At 71.6% G+C, this 14,765-nt stretch carries 14 protein-coding genes and 1 pseudogene; 10 read left to right on the forward strand and 5 right to left on the reverse strand.

The features are described 5' to 3' along the window. Positions 1 to 113 precede the first annotated feature (113 nt). Positions 114 to 1,349 (reverse strand): PucR family transcriptional regulator, encoded by a 1,236-nt coding sequence (locus ABT008_RS06130; RefSeq protein WP_350694108.1) that lies wholly within the window; start codon positions 1,347 to 1,349, stop codon positions 114 to 116. A gap of 84 nt (positions 1,350 to 1,433) precedes the next feature. Here ABT008_RS06130 and ABT008_RS06135 point away from each other — a divergent pair, with 84 nt between their 5' ends. Continuing rightward, positions 1,434 to 2,525 (forward strand): ferredoxin reductase, encoded by a 1,092-nt coding sequence (locus tag ABT008_RS06135; protein WP_350694109.1) that lies wholly within the window; start codon positions 1,434 to 1,436, stop codon positions 2,523 to 2,525. Between the two features lie 17 nt (positions 2,526 to 2,542). Beyond that, positions 2,543 to 3,691 carry a fatty acid desaturase family protein gene (locus tag ABT008_RS06140; protein ID WP_350694110.1) on the forward strand — a complete coding sequence of 383 codons (1,149 nt, stop codon included), beginning with the start codon at positions 2,543 to 2,545 and terminating at the stop codon, positions 3,689 to 3,691. Positions 3,692 to 3,716: 25 nt separating this feature from the next. Here the strand turns inward: ABT008_RS06140 and ABT008_RS06145 are convergent, their stop codons facing one another. Together ABT008_RS06145 and ABT008_RS06150 are read right to left on the reverse strand one after the other, a co-directional pair. Next, positions 3,717 to 3,893, reverse strand: a complete 177-nt coding sequence (locus ABT008_RS06145; protein WP_350694112.1) for a hypothetical protein — start codon at positions 3,891 to 3,893, stop codon at positions 3,717 to 3,719. Positions 3,894 to 3,965: 72 nt separating this feature from the next. Next, complete coding sequence (locus tag ABT008_RS06150; RefSeq protein WP_350694113.1) at positions 3,966 to 4,709, reverse strand: polyamine aminopropyltransferase; 744 nt, start codon at positions 4,707 to 4,709, stop codon at positions 3,966 to 3,968. Positions 4,710 to 4,813: 104 nt separating this feature from the next. Here ABT008_RS06150 and eccB point away from each other — a divergent pair. Beyond that, a pseudogene (gene eccB, locus ABT008_RS06155) lies at positions 4,814 to 6,186 on the forward strand (type VII secretion protein EccB). 66 nt (positions 6,187 to 6,252) lie between these two features. Here eccB and ABT008_RS06160 read toward each other — a convergent pair. Together ABT008_RS06160 and ABT008_RS06165 are read right to left on the reverse strand one after the other, a co-directional pair. Next, a complete protein-coding gene (locus ABT008_RS06160) occupies positions 6,253 to 6,858 on the reverse strand; it encodes a class I SAM-dependent methyltransferase (protein WP_350694114.1) in 606 nt (201 codons plus the stop codon). A gap of 23 nt (positions 6,859 to 6,881) precedes the next feature. Further along, a complete protein-coding gene (locus tag ABT008_RS06165) occupies positions 6,882 to 7,484 on the reverse strand; it encodes a class I SAM-dependent methyltransferase (RefSeq protein WP_350694116.1) in 603 nt (200 codons plus the stop codon). Between the two features lie 104 nt (positions 7,485 to 7,588). Between ABT008_RS06165 and ABT008_RS06170 the strand changes: the two genes are divergently transcribed. The 7 genes from ABT008_RS06170 (at position 7,589) to ABT008_RS06200 (ending at position 14,714) form a co-directional block, all read left to right on the forward strand. After that, positions 7,589 to 8,950: an MGH1-like glycoside hydrolase domain-containing protein gene (locus tag ABT008_RS06170; RefSeq protein ID WP_350694117.1), complete on the forward strand. Its 1,362-nt coding sequence runs from the start codon at positions 7,589 to 7,591 to the stop codon at positions 8,948 to 8,950. Between the two features lie 119 nt (positions 8,951 to 9,069). After that, complete coding sequence (gene phoU, locus ABT008_RS06175) at positions 9,070 to 9,714, forward strand: phosphate signaling complex protein PhoU (RefSeq protein WP_350694118.1); 645 nt, start codon at positions 9,070 to 9,072, stop codon at positions 9,712 to 9,714. Positions 9,715 to 9,928: 214 nt separating this feature from the next. Next, entirely contained in the window at positions 9,929 to 11,005 is a 1,077-nt protein-coding gene (pstS, locus tag ABT008_RS06180) for a phosphate ABC transporter substrate-binding protein PstS (RefSeq protein ID WP_350694120.1), read from the forward strand. Between the two features lie 85 nt (positions 11,006 to 11,090). Further along, positions 11,091 to 12,080 carry a phosphate ABC transporter permease subunit PstC gene (gene pstC / locus ABT008_RS06185; protein WP_350694121.1) on the forward strand — a complete coding sequence of 330 codons (990 nt, stop codon included), beginning with the start codon at positions 11,091 to 11,093 and terminating at the stop codon, positions 12,078 to 12,080. Then, the gene (gene pstA, locus ABT008_RS06190; protein ID WP_350694122.1) at positions 12,080 to 12,994 is read left to right on the forward strand and encodes a phosphate ABC transporter permease PstA; all 915 of its coding nucleotides are present in this window, start codon (positions 12,080 to 12,082) and stop codon (positions 12,992 to 12,994) included. The genes pstC and pstA overlap by 1 nt, the downstream gene beginning before the upstream one ends. A 1-nt stretch (position 12,995) precedes the next feature. Next, positions 12,996 to 13,859 carry a phosphate ABC transporter ATP-binding protein PstB gene (gene pstB / locus ABT008_RS06195; RefSeq protein ID WP_350694124.1) on the forward strand — a complete coding sequence of 288 codons (864 nt, stop codon included), beginning with the start codon at positions 12,996 to 12,998 and terminating at the stop codon, positions 13,857 to 13,859. A 105-nt stretch (positions 13,860 to 13,964) separates the two neighbouring features. Further along, positions 13,965 to 14,714: a response regulator transcription factor gene (locus ABT008_RS06200; protein ID WP_350694125.1), complete on the forward strand. Its 750-nt coding sequence runs from the start codon at positions 13,965 to 13,967 to the stop codon at positions 14,712 to 14,714. The last annotated feature ends 51 nt before the right edge of the window (positions 14,715 to 14,765 follow it).

Genomic DNA, 14,765 nt, shown 5'->3' on the forward strand with positions numbered 1-14,765 from the left:
CGCGCCGCACCGCGCCGCGCACCGCGCCGCACCGCGCACCGCGCCGCACCGCGCCGCGCACCGCGCCGCACCGCGCCGCGCACCGCGCCGCACCGCGCACCGCGACGCGACGCTCAGGTGGTTGCGGCGGGCGGGGTGGGTGCCGGCAGCGCCAGCGCCACGGTGAGGTCGAGCAGGCTGCGCGGATCGGTGAGCCGCTCGCCGTAGAGCTGGCGGAGCTGACCCATCCGGTACCGCACGGTCTGCGGGTGGACGAAGAGGTCGGCGGCGACGTCGTCGCGTCGACCCTGGTGCAACAGCCAGGAGCGCAGCGTTTCGGCGAGCCGTTCGGCGCTGGCCGCAGGCAGCGTGGCCAGCGGTTGCAGGACCCGGGCCCGCAGGTCGGCGAGGGCCTCCAGGTCGGCGCTGAGCAGGAGTTCGGCCAGGTGACGCTCGGTGTCCACCGGCTCGCCGTCGTCGGGCGGCGCGATGCCCAGGGCGCTGACCCGCAGCACCCGGTGGTAGGACGAGCAGGCCCGAGCCCAGGGGCGGGCCGGCCCGAGGACGGCGCGTCGGCCCTGCAACACCCGGGCGAGCTGCCGTCGCCGGTCGCCGTGCATGTCCGGTACGAGCAACACGGCCGTCTCCGCGCCCGACTCCCCGGCGGGCAGTTCCTCGGTGCTCTCCAGCGTGTGCTCGTCGAGCAGGGCCAGCGCGCCACGCAGTTTCGTCTGCGGCAGCAGCGCGACGGTCAGCGTCTGCGGCAGCGGCCAGTCGGCCCGCTCCGCGCTGCGCACCAGCACGTCCTCCGGCTCGCCGAGGAGCAACTGCTGGGTGAGCCGTTCCAGGTTCCGTCGGCGGGCCCGCCCGACGCTGGCCAGTTCGTCGGCGTGCCCGGCCACGCTGGCGGCGGAGAGTTCGTCGATGTAGGCGAACATCAGCTCGGCGAACTCGGCGACCGCGGCGGCGGGTGACCCGATCGACACGGTGGTCGCGGCCAGTTCCCGCCAGGAGACCCGGGCGCCGATCCGGTACGCGGCCAGTAGCGCGTCCACGCTGCGACCCGACCGGGCCTCGCCGCTGCCCAGCGCGTACGCGGCCTCCAGCGCCGGGACCAGCGGTGTGCTGGGGTCGCCGCCGTGGGAGCGTTCGAGCAGTTGCAGGAACGTGCCCAACGCGATCTGCACCGCGTTCTCGATCTTGTCCCGCATCTGTCCGGTCAGGGTGCCGGAGTAACTGGGCACCTCCGCCGTGATCGCGGTGACGGTTCGTTCGGCGACCAGCGGCAGACGGTCGCGCAGCTCACCGGCCACCCGCTGGTCCAACTCGATGCGGGCCGCCCGGTGAGTGGTGCCGGAGTTTTCCGCCACGTTGTTCTCCCCGCACAAAACGGATGGGTCACTTTACCTTCGCCGGCCAAGATTTTATGCCCAGCACACCGCGACCATCGTCCTATGACCGCCACCGTTCCGCGACCGGGCGCCAAGGTATCCCTCCGACGCCGTCTGTGGCGACTCGCCGAGTCGGTGACCACACCGGTACTCCCTGCGGACTACCTCGACCTGGTCGCCCCGCTGCGGTCCGGCGCCGACCTGCGCGGACGGATCGTCGAGGTACGCCACGAGACGGCGGACGCGGCGACCGTGCTGATCCAGCCGGGACGCAGTTGGCGTGGCCACGTCCCGGGCCAGTACGTACGCCTCGGTGTCGACGTCGACGGCGTACGCCAGTGGCGGGCCTACTCGGTGACCTCGGCCCCCGGACGCCGCACCGACCCGATCTCGGTGACCGTCAAGGCGATCCCCGACGGCGTGGTCAGCAACCACCTGGTGCGGCGGGTGCGCCCCGGCACGCTGGTGCAGCTCGACCAGGCGCGCGGCGACTTCGTGCTGCCCTCTCCGGCGCCGGAGCGGGTGCTGTTCCTCACCGCCGGCAGCGGCATCACCCCGGTCGCCGGCATGCTGCGCTCCGGCGCGCTGGACGGCAGCGACGTGGTGCTGGTCCACTCCGCGCCGACCGCCGACGACGTGGTCTTCGGCCCGGAGCTGCGCGCCCTCGCCGCGCGCGGCGCCCTCCGGCTGGTGGAGCGCCACACCTCCGTCGAGGGACTGCTGGACGTCGCCGAACTCGACACCCTCGTCCCCGACCACCTGGAGCGTCGCACCTGGGCGTGCGGCCCGCTCGGCCTGCTCGACGCGGCCGAGGCGCACTGGGACGCCCGTGGGCAGGCCGAGCGTCTGCACACCGAACGCTTCCGGCCCACCATCATCACCGCCGGTGACGGCGGCACGGTCACCTTCACCACCTCGTCGGTGACGGTGGCGGCCGACGGCACCACCCCGCTGCTCGACGCCGGTGAGAACGCCGGTGTGCTGATGCCCTCCGGCTGCCGGATGGGCATCTGCTTCGGCTGCGTGCTGCCACTTCGCCAGGGCGCTGTCCGCGACCTGCGCAACGGACAGCTCACCACCGCCCTGCCGGGCGACGGCGTACGCGTGCAGACCTGCGTGTCGGCCGCGGCCGGGCCCTGCGAACTCGAGATCTGAATCGGAGAACCGCCGCCGTGACCGTGATCCAGAAGAAGGCCAACAACCCGATCGCGCACCTCACCGCCGAGGACATCGAGAACCTCGGCCGGGAGCTCGACGCCCTGCGGGAGCGGGTGATCAACTCCCGGGGTGAGCGGGACGCCGCGTACATCCGCAAGGTCATCTCGACGCAGCGCAAGTTGGAGGTCGGCAGCCGGGTGGTGCTGCTGTTCTCGCTGTTCCCGCCGGCCTGGATCATCGGCACCGCCGGTCTGTCGGTGGCCAAGATCCTGGAGAACATGGAGATCGGGCACAACGTCCTGCACGGCCAGTGGGACTGGATGCGCGACCCGAAGATCCACTCGACGAGCTGGGAGTGGGACCACGCCACCCCGGCCTCGCAGTGGAAGGAGTCGCACAACGAGCTGCACCACCGCTACACCAACGTGGTCGGCAAGGACAACGACCTCGGCTACGGCATCATGCGGGTGGACGAGGACCAGCCCTGGCACCCGGCCTACCTGGGTCAGCCGGTCTACAACTTCGTCAACGCCTGCTTCTTCGAGTACGGCGTCGCCGCGTACGACCTCGACCTGGCCAACAACCTCAAGGACGGCAAGCACAAGAGCCCGGAGTTCCGGGCCCGGCTCCGCGCGGTCGGCCGCAAGATCCGCCGCCAGGCGCTCAAGGACTACGTGATCCACCCGCTGCTGTCCGGCCCGTCGTTCTTCCACACCATGGCCGCGACCTTCACCGCCAACCTGGTCCGCAACCTGTGGAGCCACTCGGTGATCATGTGCGGGCACTTCCCGCAGGGCGTGGAGACCTTCGAGAAGACCTCGATCGAGGGGGAGACGCGGGGCGAGTGGTACCTGCGGCAGATGCTCGGCTCCGGCAACATCAGCGGTAGCAAGCTGATGCACATCATGACCGGCAACCTGTCGTTCCAGATCGAGCACCACCTCTTCCCCGACCTGCCCAGCAACCGTTACCAGGAGATCGCCCCCGAGGTGCGGGCGCTGTTCGACAAGTACGGCCTGAAGTACGTCACCGGCTCCCTGCCGCGACAGGTGCTCTCCGCGTGGGGCAAGGTCTTCCGCCTCGCCCTGCCGAACCGGCGCCGGCGCACCGACGTCACCGACGACCGTCCGGCGACGCCCGCACTCGTCGCCGCCGGCGTCTGACGCTGCCAGCGTCCGTCGCCGCCGGTCAGCGGCGGCTCGGATAGTTCTGGGCCGACTGCCGGCCCTTGACGAAAGCCAGCACGATCACCGCGGCGAGCGCGATGACACCGATGATGAGCAGCCAACGGACCGCTTCGAGGAGCAGCCCGAGCAGGACGAGCACACCGGCCACCACGGCGACCACCCAAAGCAGGGCACGCATCTGAACCTCCTGAGCAGGTCGCCCGGACGATCCGGGCGGCCTGCCTGGTCAGCTACCCCGTCCGGCCCGACCTCATGCCTGTTCGACCAGGTCGGGCCCGGTCGAGGTCTGCGCCACATAGACCGTGTTGGCCGATTCGCCACCGGTCAGCGGGTTCGGGAAACGCACCACGTGACTGCGGTGGGTCGGGAAGACCTCGGCGAGGACCTCCTCGAATCTCGCCTCGGGCGGGTCGTCGGACCAGAGCGCGAACACCCCGCCGGGACGGAGTAGCCGCGCCAGGCGGCGCAACCCCACCGGGGTGTAGAAGTCGGCGTGACTCGGGTGCAGCACGTGCGCGGGGGAGTGGTCCACGTCCAGCAGGACGGCGTCGAAACGACGCCCGGGCGCATCGGGGTCGAGGCCGTCGCCGCCGGCCACCCGGGCGAAGAAGTCGGCCCGGGCCAGCCGGGTACGCGGATCGGTGGCCAGCCCGGCGGCGAACGGCAACAACTCGCGCCGGTGCCAGTCGATGACGTCCTCGACCGCCTCCACCACCAGCAGCGCGCCCACCCGATCGTCGGCCAGCACGGTCCGCGCCGTGTAGCCGAGCCCGAGACCGCCGACGGCCACGTCCAGGCCGGTCCCCGACAGCGGTGCCAGGCCCAGCTCGGCCAGCGCGACCTCACCGGCGGTGAACAGGCTCGACATCAGGTACTCGTCGTCGAGCTTGACCTCGTACACGTCGAGGTCGAGACGGGGGTCCCGGCGTCGGCGCAGGCTGATCTCGCCGATCGGGGTCGGACGCCAGGCCAGTTCCTCGAAACGTACGCTCACCGGCCGGATGCTACGCGCAAGCCGGCGGGCGGTGACGCACGGTCCACGCGACATCGACGCGCCGCATATCCTGTGCGCCGACCGTCTCGCGCGGAGGAGATCGCATGCCGTCGCGGCAGGACCAGCTCCACTCGTACCAGTTCACCCTCCAGCGGGTGGTGGCGGCGCTGGTGATGCGCGAGACCGACCCGGTGCAGTCACCGATGCGGCGGCTCGCCGGTGCCGCCCTGGCCAGCGTCCTGGTGGCGGTCGTCGGGCTGGGCGCGTTCGCCCTCTACGGCCTGTTCACCGGCGGGGGCGCGACGTGGCGGGACACCGCCGCCGTCATCGTCGAGAAGGAGTCCGGTGCCGGTTCGTCTACCGTGACCAGCGGCTGCATCCGGTCCACAACTACGCCTCGGCCCTGCTCATCGTCGGTGCGGACCGACCGAGAACCGTGCTGGTGCCACGTCGCTCGCTCGACGGGGTGCCGCGTGGCGTACCGCTGGGCATCGGCGACGCGCCCGACTCGCTGCCGGACACCGGGCGGCTTACCACCGCGCCGTGGACGGTCTGCTCGTCGGTGACGACCCCGGCCGCACCGGAGCGGCCCCGCTCGGTGCTGCTGATCGGTTCCGGGGTCGACGGCGGTCGGCCGCTCGGCGCGCACGCCCTGCTGCTGCGCGCCCCCGACGGCGCGTTGCACCTGCTCTGGCAGCAGCGGCGGCACCTGGTCCGGGACACCGACCGGGTGCTGGCCGCGCTGGCGGTCACCCGGGCGCGGGCCGTGCCGGTCGCCGCAGCCCTGCTCAACGCCGTCCCGGCCGGCGCGGACCTGAAGCCGCTGGAGATGCCCGGCCTCGGCGACCGGTCCGCTCGGGTCGCCGGTGCGCGGGTCGGTGACGTGCTGGTGGTGCGCAACCCCGGCGGCGGACGACAGTACGCGGTGGTGCTCCGCGACGGTCTGGCCGGCATCACCGAGTTGCAGGCCGCGCTGCTGCTGGCCCGCACCGGCCAGCGCGAACCGGACCAGGTCAGCCTCGGCCGCTTCGCCGCCCTGCCGCAACTCGACGACCTTGCTCCGACCGGCCCGGGCGCACCGCCGGAGGAACCGCCCCGGCTGGCCACCGGCGACGCGCCGACGCTCTGTGCTCAGGTCGGCGACGACACCGGCCCGGTCGAGCTGCGCCTTGGCGTGGACCTGCCGGAGCCGGCCGTCGCGCCGCACCGACAGACCGGTCAGGTGGCCGACCAGGTGCTGGTGGAGCCGGGGCGCGGGGCCGTGGTCGAGTCGGTCGCCGCGCCCGGCGCCACCGGTGGGGCGATCTCCCTGGTCACCGACCTCGGTCGGCGGTACGTCCTGGCCGACGCCGCCGTGGCGGCCATGCTCGGCTACGGCGAGGTGCGTCCGGTCCGGCTACCCGCAGGCGTGGTCGACCTGATCCCCGCCGGAGCGCCCCTGGACCCCGAGGCAGCCCGCCAGGCCGCCACCCCCTGATGAAAGGAAGGGTCCCCTACTAACGCCTGGTGCATAGGAAGGGTCCCTTCCTAACATCCGGGGGCGTTACGGGGCGGGGCGGCGCAGGATGGTGACGGCGAAGTCGGCGTCGTCGTGCCACGGGCGCAGGTCCCAGGTGGCGAAGCGGTGCTCGAGGCGCAGTCCGGCCGCGACCACGTCGGCGTCGAAGTCGGTCAGCGGATAGCCCCGGTCGGTGCCGAAGCCCACCGCCGCCACCCCGTCCGGGCGCAGGTGCGCGGCGACGCGCCGGAGCACCGCGCCCTCGGTGCCCGCCGCCACGAAGGCCATCACGTTGCCGGCCAGCACGGCCGCGTCGAAGGGCTCGTGTTCGCCGGCCGTCGCCAGATCCAGCTCGGTCAGGTCGGCAACCAGCCAGCGCGGCCCCGGGTGGTCGGCGCGGGCCGCCTCGACCAGGACCGGATCGGCGTCCACACCGACCACGGTGTGACCCCGGGCGGCCAGCTCGGCGCCGACCCGGCCGGTGCCACAGCCGGCGTCGAGGACCCGGGAGCCCGGCGGCACCAGCGTGTCCAACAACCGGGCCTCCCCGGCCAGGTCGACCCCGTCGGCCGCCATGCGGCGGAACCGGTCGACGTACCACTGGGAGTGCTCGGGGCCGGTCTCGGTGGCCCACCGGGTCGGGTTGCCCATGCGCCCCACGGTATCCGGCGGCCTCAGGGCAGCCGGGCGACGGTCACGAACTCGTTGTAGGTGAACGCCCGCCCCGCGATCCGGGGGAACGGGAAGGAGTACTGCCGCAGCATCGTCAGCCCGAGCTCCCGGCAGGTTTCGGCCGCCTCGGCGAAGCCGACGAACCGGACGTGCGACGCGTCGCTGTCGTACCCGCGCTCCTGTGGGGTGATGAAGACGGCCCGGCCGCCGGAGCGGACGAACGGCAGGTACGACGCGACCACCTCGCGGGCCTGCTCGGCTGGCATGTGTTCGAGCAGATGCGCGGCGAGCATGGAGTCGAACGCGTCCGGACGCGCGTGCTCGCTGCGGAAGAACTCCTCCGTGGTGTACGCCTCCAGCCCCCGCGAGCGGGTGTGCGCCACCGAGGTCGGGTTGTGGTCCACGCCGACCGCTCCGGCCCCCAGGTTCACCAGGTTGCGGCCCAACCCGGACCCGACGTCGAGGGTACGGCCGAGGCCGAGTCGCCGCAGGTTCCACCGGTACGGCGCCTGCACGTCCAGGAGTGTCTTCCACCGTGCGCCACTGAGCTGCTGCAACCGGTGGGTGTAGTCCTCGCCCTCGGTTCCCGTGGGACCCTGCTGCATCGATGGGCTCCTTCGCGTCGAATCGTTCGCGGGCCCCCGTGCGCGGTGACTGATGCCACGATCGTCTAGCCTAGCGAGGACGTAGCGCTACCTGGATGTGACACATGGTTAACCGGACAGTTCCGTCGGCCGAGCCGAGCCCGGCGGCGGCCCTCCCGGCCGGCGGGCGGTACGCCCGGCTGTGGCAGTCGGCGCGGGCCACTCTGGACGGGAACTGGGAGCACGACCACACCGTCCCGTCGCGCACCCTCTATCCGCACCAGTGGAGTTGGGACTCGGCGTTCATCGCGATCGGCTGGGCCCACGTCCGTCCCGAGCGGGCCTGGTCGGAGTTGTCCAGCCTGTTCGACGCCCAGTGGCGCGACGGCCGGGTGCCGCACATCGTGTTCAATCCGGCGGTGCCGGCCACCGCGTACTTCCCGGGCCCGGTGTTCTGGGCCTCGACCGAGGTCGAGGGCGCACCTGCCGTGGACACCTCGGGTCTGGTCCAGCCGCCGGTGCACGCGCTGGCCGCCTGGCACGCCTACCAACGGGCACCCTCGCCGCAGGCCCGCGACGCGTTGCGTCGGCTCTATCCCCGGCTGGTGGCACAGCAGCGCTATCTCGCCACCCACCGGGACGTCGGTGGTGCCGGGCTGGCCGCCGTCGTGCACCCGTGGGAGTCCGGCCTGGACAACAGCCCGGCCTGGGACGAACCGCTGGCCGCCGTGCCCGCCGAGACGTCGGTCCTGCCGGCGTACCGGCGACGCGACATCGTGCACGCCGCCGCCGCGCACCGGCCCACCGACCTGGACTACGCGCGGTACGTCGCCGTCGTCACCGCCTATCGGGCGGCGGGTTACCGGGACGAGGGGCTGGCCGAGCGGCATCCGTTCCTGGTGGAGTGTCCGCTGTTCAACGCCGCGATGGGCGTCGCCGAGCACGCGTTGGCCCGGATCGCCGGCGAGGTCGACGCCGACCCGGGACCGCACCGGGAGAACGCGGCGCGGATCACCGCGGCCGTGGTGGACCGGCTGTACGACCCGACCACCGGCACGTTCCACCCCCGCGACCTGCGTACCGGCCGGTTGACCCCGGCCCGTACGGTGCTCGGGCTGGCCCCGCTGATCCTGCCCGACCTGCCGGCGCGGCAGGTCGAGGCGGTGCTGGCCGAGGCGACCTCGGCGCGCTTCGGTCTGGGCGCCCGCATGGATCGGCCGCTGCCCAGCCACGACCGCACCGCGACCGACTTCGAGCCGCTGCGCTACTGGCGCGGTCCGAGCTGGATGAACGTGAACTGGCTGGTGCGGCAGGGTCTGCTGGCGCACGGGCAGGACCGGCTCGCGGCCGGCCTGCGGGCGTCGATGATCGAGCTGGTCGAGACCGCCGGGTGTCACGAGTACTTTCACCCGCAGACCGGTGCTGGTCTCGGCTCGGCGGGTTTCGGGTGGACGGCGGCGTTGCTGCTGGACGTGCTGGCCGACTGACCGCTGTCGGGGATGCGCGCGGCGGGTAGCTTTGCGGGCCGGGCCGGGCCGGGCCCGGCCCCGGCGCGGCGGTGACGAGCCACCGGCGGTGGGACGGCCTGGACGGACGGAGGGGCGCGATGAGCCGGGACAGCTACGACGAGCAGCTCGACCGACTCACCGGCGTGCTGGCCTCGATGAGTCGGGACGCCAGCGCGGCGATCCGGGGTGCCAGCACCGCCCTGCTCGACGTCGACCGGGGCGCCGCCGACGTGGTGATCGCCGCCGACGCGGTCCTCGACCAGCGGCGGGCCGAGGTCGAGGCGATGATTCCGCAGGTGCTGGTCCGGCACCAGCCGGTCGCGTCCGACCTGCGGCTGGTGGTGTGCGCCCTGCGGATCGCCGGTGCCCTGGAGCGCATGGGTGATCTCGCCGTGCACGTCGCCAAGGTCGTCCTGATGCGGTATCCGGTGGGTGTGGTCCCGGAACCTGCGGTCCCGGTGATCACGGAGATGGCCGACGCGGCGGCCCGGATCGCCGACAAGACCGCCGTCGTGCTGGCCACCCGCGACCGGTTGGACGCGATGCAGCTCGGGCTCGACGACGACGAGGTCGACGCCGCTCAGGAGCGGTTGCTGTCGCAGCTCGTGGCCGGCTGGCCGTACGGGGTGGAGTCCGCCATCGACCTGGCGCTGGTCGGCCGCTACTACGAGCGGTACGCCGACCAGGCGGTCAACGTGGCGCGGCAGGTGGTCTACCTGACGACGGGCACGATCCGGCTCTGACCGGGTCCCATCCCGCTCTGGTCGGGGGTTCCATTCCGGGCATCCGGCACGCCGCTCCCGGAACGTCACATCCCGACTCCGGTCCGGCCACCGGTCGAGCCGCCAAGTTCACTTTTCGTTCACCTGGGTCCGGGAGTCCGGCTACCTGGGCCTCCTACCTTGACTCGCGTACGGCCCGGACGGGCTGATGCACCCCGATAGAGAGGCTTACCTGGTGAACCGCAACGTGCTTTCGCGGCGCGTCCTCGCCGGCGTCGCGCTTGCCGCGCTCGCGCTTACCGGCTGTGGTAGCAATGACAACAGCACGGAGCCGGGCGGTAGCGGCGGCGACAGCGCCTACGCGAACCTGTCCGGCGCGTTGAACGCCTCCGGCGCCAGCTTCCCGGACGCGTATTACCAAGAGGTCATCGAAGAGTTCAAGGGCGTTGCCTCCAACGTCACGGTCACCTACAACGCGACCGGATCCGGCACCGGCAAGAAGCAGTTCGGTGAGGGCCTGGTCGACTTCGCCGGCACCGACAGCCTGGTGAAGGACACCGACGGCGTGGCCGCCGACTCGTTCCTCTACGTGCCGACGGTCGCCGCGCCGATCACGATCTCCTACAACCTCCAGGGCGTCGAGAAGCTCCAGCTCAGCCCGGAGACGCTCGCCAAGATCTTCCAGACCGACATCAAGACCTGGGACGACGCCGCCATCAAGGCCGACAACCCGGGTGTCGAACTGCCCAGCACGCCGATCGTCGTGGCGCACCGCTCGGACGGCTCCGGCACCACCAACAACTTCACCAAGTACCTGGCGGCTGCCGCCGGCTCCACCTGGAAGCTCGGCAGCGGTGACACGGTGGCCTGGCCGGCCAGCACCCAGGGCGGTGAGAAGAACACCGGTGTCGCGCAGATCATCAAGCAGACCAACGGCGCCGTGGGCTACGTCGACCTGAGCGACGCGAAGGCCACCCAGCTCACCTTCGCCGCCATCAAGAACAAGGACGGCCAGTTCGTCGAGCCGTCGATCGAGGGCACCACCGCCGGCCTGGAGGGCGCCGCGATCGAGGCGGACCTCAGCTACAACCCGCTCGACGCCGCCGGTGCCAGCTCGTACCCGATCACCGCGCCGACCTTCATCATCGTCAAGACCTCGTACGGCGACGCCGCCAAGGCCGAGCTGGTCAAGGGCTTCCTCACCTACCTGCTCAACGAGGGCCAGGAGCTGGCTCCGGAGATCGACTTCGCGCCGCTGCCGGCTTCGCTCAAGGAGAAGGCGCTGGCCCAGGTCGAGAAGATCCAGGGCTGATCAGATCAAGATCGCTGGGCGTTCCATCCGGGGACGGGATCGACACGATCCCGTCCCCGCCAGGGGTACCTGAGCTGGAGTGAAGATGACCTTGACAACCAAGTCCCCCGACCCCCGGCCGACGCTGGCCCAACGCGGCTCCAGCGCCCTCGGCGACCGGGTTTTCTCCTGGTGGACGCTCGGCACCGGCCTGCTCGTGCTGGCCGTCCTCGGGCTGATCCTCATCACCACCGTGACCGAGGCGTGGCCGGCGTTCGACGCGATGGGGCTGCGCTTCATCACCGAGCGGGTCTGGGACCCGAACCCGGCGACCGGCGACGCCATCTTCGGCGCGCTGTCGTTCGCGTTCGGCACGGCCGTCTCGTCGCTGATCGCGCTGCTGTTCGCGGTGCCGGTCTCGATCGGCATCGCGCTGTTCCTCACCGAGTTGGCGCCCCGGCGGCTGCGTGCCCCGGCGGTGACCGTGATCGACCTGCTGGCCGCCGTCCCGTCGGTGGTCTTCGGCCTGTGGGGCATCCTGGTCGTCGCGCCGGCGCTGGTCCCGGTCTACCAGGCGATCCACAACGTGCTCGGCGGCGTGCCGGTGCTCGGCAGCCTCTTCGGTCCGGTGAGCAGCGGCCGGAACTTCATGACCGCCGGCATCATCCTGGCGATCATGGTGACGCCGATCATCACCTCGATCACCCGCGAGGTGTTCGGCACCGTTCCCCGCGCCGACAAGGACGCGGCCCTGGCGCTCGGCGCGACCCGCTGGGAGATGATCCGGGGCGCGGTCTTCCCGCACAGCTTCGGCGGCATCGTCGGTGCGGTGATGCTCGGCCTGGGCCGGGCGATGGGGGAGACCATCGCGGTGGCCCTCGTGATCGGCGGTTCGACCCAGATCACCGCCAACCTGTTCGCCTCCGGCAACACCATGGCCGCAGTCATCGTGCAGCAGTTCGGCGAGTCCACCGGCACCTTCACCGCCGCCCTGATCGGCCTCGGTGTGGTGCTGTTCGCGATGACGGTACTGATCAACGTGCTCGCCCAGGTGGTCGTCCGCCGGGCCGAGGCGCGGATGAAGGGAAGCAGGTAATGACCGTCACCGCACCTCCGGCCCCCCGGGCCGCAGCCGGCGGGCCCGACCTCACCAGGTCGGCCCTGTCCGGCCGTCGGCGGTTCCGCAACCACCTCGCCACGGCGGCCATCTGGGCGGCCGTGCTGCTCGCGGTCGTCCCCCTGGCCCTGGTGACGTACGAGGTCATCGTCAAGGGCTCCGGCGTGATGAGCCTGTCCTTCCTGACCGAGGACATCCCCAACTCCTACCGCCGCGACGGCGGCGGCATGTCCGCGGCGATCGTCGGCACGCTGACCATCACCGGCATGGCCGCCCTGATGGCCATCCCGCTCGGCGTCTTCGGCGCGATCTACCTCAACGAGTACGGCAAGCAGAAGCCGCTGGCCCGGATCATCCGGTTGATGGCCGACGTGATGACCGGTGTGCCGTCGATCGTGATGGGCGTGTTCATCTACATCGCCTGGGTACTGATGGTCGGCAAGCAGACCGGTTTCGCCGGTTCGCTGGCGCTGGCCTGCCTGATGTTGCCGGTGGTGATCCGCAGCAGCGAGGAGATGCTCCGACTGGTCCCCGAGGAACTGCGACAGGCGAGCATGGCGCTGGGCGCCCGCAAGTGGCGTACCACGCTCACCGTCGTGCTGCCGGCAGCGATCTCCGGCATCACCAGCGGTTCGCTGCTGGCGGTGGCCCGGGCGGCCGGTGAGACCGCCCCGATCGTCATCGTCACCGGCATCGTGTTCGCGCCGAACTGGAACCTCTTCGACGGCACCAACACCGCGCTGCCGGCACAGATCTTCCGCAACGCCAGCCAACCCTTCGAGGCGGCCCAGTCCCGGGCCTGGGGTGCCGCCCTGACGCTCATCGTGATCGTGCTCGGCTTCACGATCATCGCCCGACTCATCGCAAGCCGGTTCGCCATCAAGGAGCGCTGACATGGCCAGTAACGACACCGAACTCACCACCCGGCCGTCCGTCGCGGTGCACGCCCCCGGCACCACCGCTTCGGGGACCGTGTCGTCGACCGCACCGGTGATGCAGCTCAACGACGTCAGCGTGTTCTACGGCAGCTACGAGGCCGTCCGGGGCACCTCGATGCCGATCCAGCAGAACCAGGTCACCGCGATGATCGGGCCGTCGGGTTGCGGCAAGTCGACGGTGCTGCGGGCGCTCAACCGGATGAACGACCCGATCCCCGGCGCCCGCGTCGGCGGCGAGGTCCTCTTCCACGGCCAGAACCTGTACGCCAAGGAGGTCGACCCGATCCAGGTCCGCCGCCGGATCGGCATGGTCTTCCAGAAGCCCAACCCGTTCCCCAAATCCATCTTCGACAACGTCGCGTACGGGCTGCGGATCAACGGCATCAAGGGCCGGCTCGACGACCACGTCGAGGAGGCGCTGACCCGCGCCGCGCTCTGGGACGAGGTCAAGGACAAGCTGCGCAAGAGCGCCCTGGCGCTCTCCGGCGGTCAGCAGCAGCGGCTGTGCATCGCCCGGACCATCGCGGTCAAGCCCGAGGTGATCCTCATGGACGAGCCGTGCTCGGCGCTCGACCCGATCGCCACCGCCAAGATCGAGGACCTGATGTTCGAGCTGGCGAGTGACTACACCATCGTCATCGTCACGCACAACATGCAGCAGGCCGCCCGGGTCAGCCACTACACCGCGTTCTTCACCGCCGAGGTGGACGACAAGCAGGTGCGGCACGGCCGGCTGGTCGAGTTCAGCCAGACCGGCAAGCTGTTCACCAACCCCGCCGACAAGCGGACGGAGGACTACATCACCGGCCGCTTCGGCTGAGCCGGTGCAACGGCGGGCCGCACGCCGTCCTGCCGTGCGGCGGACCGTCCTGCGCGGCGTGTCGACGTCGCGCGGGGCCCGAATCTGAACCGGAGCCGGTGTGGAATGAACATCCTCGTCGAGGCCACCAGGGGTGACCACCGAGCCGACGGGCGATTCGTGCTGCTCGTGGTGGACGACGACGAGAGCGTCGGCGCCGCGCTGGTCGCGCAGTTGGCCGACCATCGCGTACGCGGGCACCACTTCCCGCACGCCGCGGAGGCGCTGCTGGCCACCGGTGCCCTGCAACCGGACGCCGCCGTGGTCGCCGCCGGGCTGGGCACCATGAGCAGCGCCGACCTGGTGCGGCTGCTGGCCGGTCGGGCCGGCATCCCGACGGTGGTCGGGGTGGGCGACGACGACGGGGGCGTGGCCGTGGCGGCGCTCAAGGCGGGTGCCACCGCCGGTGTCCGTCGTCCGTACCGGGCCGAGGAGGTGCTGCCGATCCTGCGGGCCATCCGTCCGGAAACCTCCGGCGCGCTCGACCCGCCGATCGAACTCGGTGGGCTGCGGGTGGATCCGGCCACCTTCGAGGTGAGCCTGGACGGCCGGTCGGTCGCCCTGCCGTTGAAGGAGTTCAAGCTGCTCTACTTCTTCATGAGCCACGCGGAGCGCACGGTCACCCGCGAACAGTTGCTCACCGCCGTGTGGGGCGGGGTCCCGGACGACAGCTCCAACACGCTGACCGTGCACATCAAGCGCCTGCGTCGGCGTCTCGCCCTGGACGGGGACCAACCACCGGTGATCGTGACCGTACGCGGCCTGGGCTACCGGTTCGTGCCCGCCACGGCCCCGGCCGCCCGCCCGACCTCGTGACCGCCCCGGCACCGCCGCCGTACCCGCCCCGGGCCGGGTGGGCGCCGACCC

This window comes from Micromonospora sp. NPDC002389, assembly GCF_040296095.1.
In the GTDB taxonomy this organism is placed as follows: domain Bacteria; phylum Actinomycetota; class Actinomycetes; order Mycobacteriales; family Micromonosporaceae; genus Micromonospora.

What these genes read in the sequence shown, in the direction of transcription:
- ABT008_RS06135 (WP_350694109.1), top strand. Translation starts at nt 1,434, where the DNA reads ATGACCGCCACCGTTCCGCGACCGGGCGCCAAGGTATCCCTCCGACGC.
- ABT008_RS06145 (WP_350694112.1), bottom strand. Translation starts at nt 3,893, where the DNA reads ATGCGTGCCCTGCTTTGGGTGGTCGCCGTGGTGGCCGGTGTGCTCGTC.
- ABT008_RS06160 (WP_350694114.1), bottom strand. Translation starts at nt 6,858, where the DNA reads ATGGGCAACCCGACCCGGTGGGCCACCGAGACCGGCCCCGAGCACTCC.
- ABT008_RS06165 (WP_350694116.1), bottom strand. Translation starts at nt 7,484, where the DNA reads ATGCAGCAGGGTCCCACGGGAACCGAGGGCGAGGACTACACCCACCGG.
- ABT008_RS06170 (WP_350694117.1), top strand. Translation starts at nt 7,589, where the DNA reads ATGGTTAACCGGACAGTTCCGTCGGCCGAGCCGAGCCCGGCGGCGGCC.
- phoU (WP_350694118.1), top strand. Translation starts at nt 9,070, where the DNA reads ATGAGCCGGGACAGCTACGACGAGCAGCTCGACCGACTCACCGGCGTG.
- pstC (WP_350694121.1), top strand. Translation starts at nt 11,091, where the DNA reads ATGACCTTGACAACCAAGTCCCCCGACCCCCGGCCGACGCTGGCCCAA.
- pstA (WP_350694122.1), top strand. Translation starts at nt 12,080, where the DNA reads ATGACCGTCACCGCACCTCCGGCCCCCCGGGCCGCAGCCGGCGGGCCC.
- pstB (WP_350694124.1), top strand. Translation starts at nt 12,996, where the DNA reads ATGGCCAGTAACGACACCGAACTCACCACCCGGCCGTCCGTCGCGGTG.
- ABT008_RS06200 (WP_350694125.1), top strand. Translation starts at nt 13,965, where the DNA reads ATGAACATCCTCGTCGAGGCCACCAGGGGTGACCACCGAGCCGACGGG.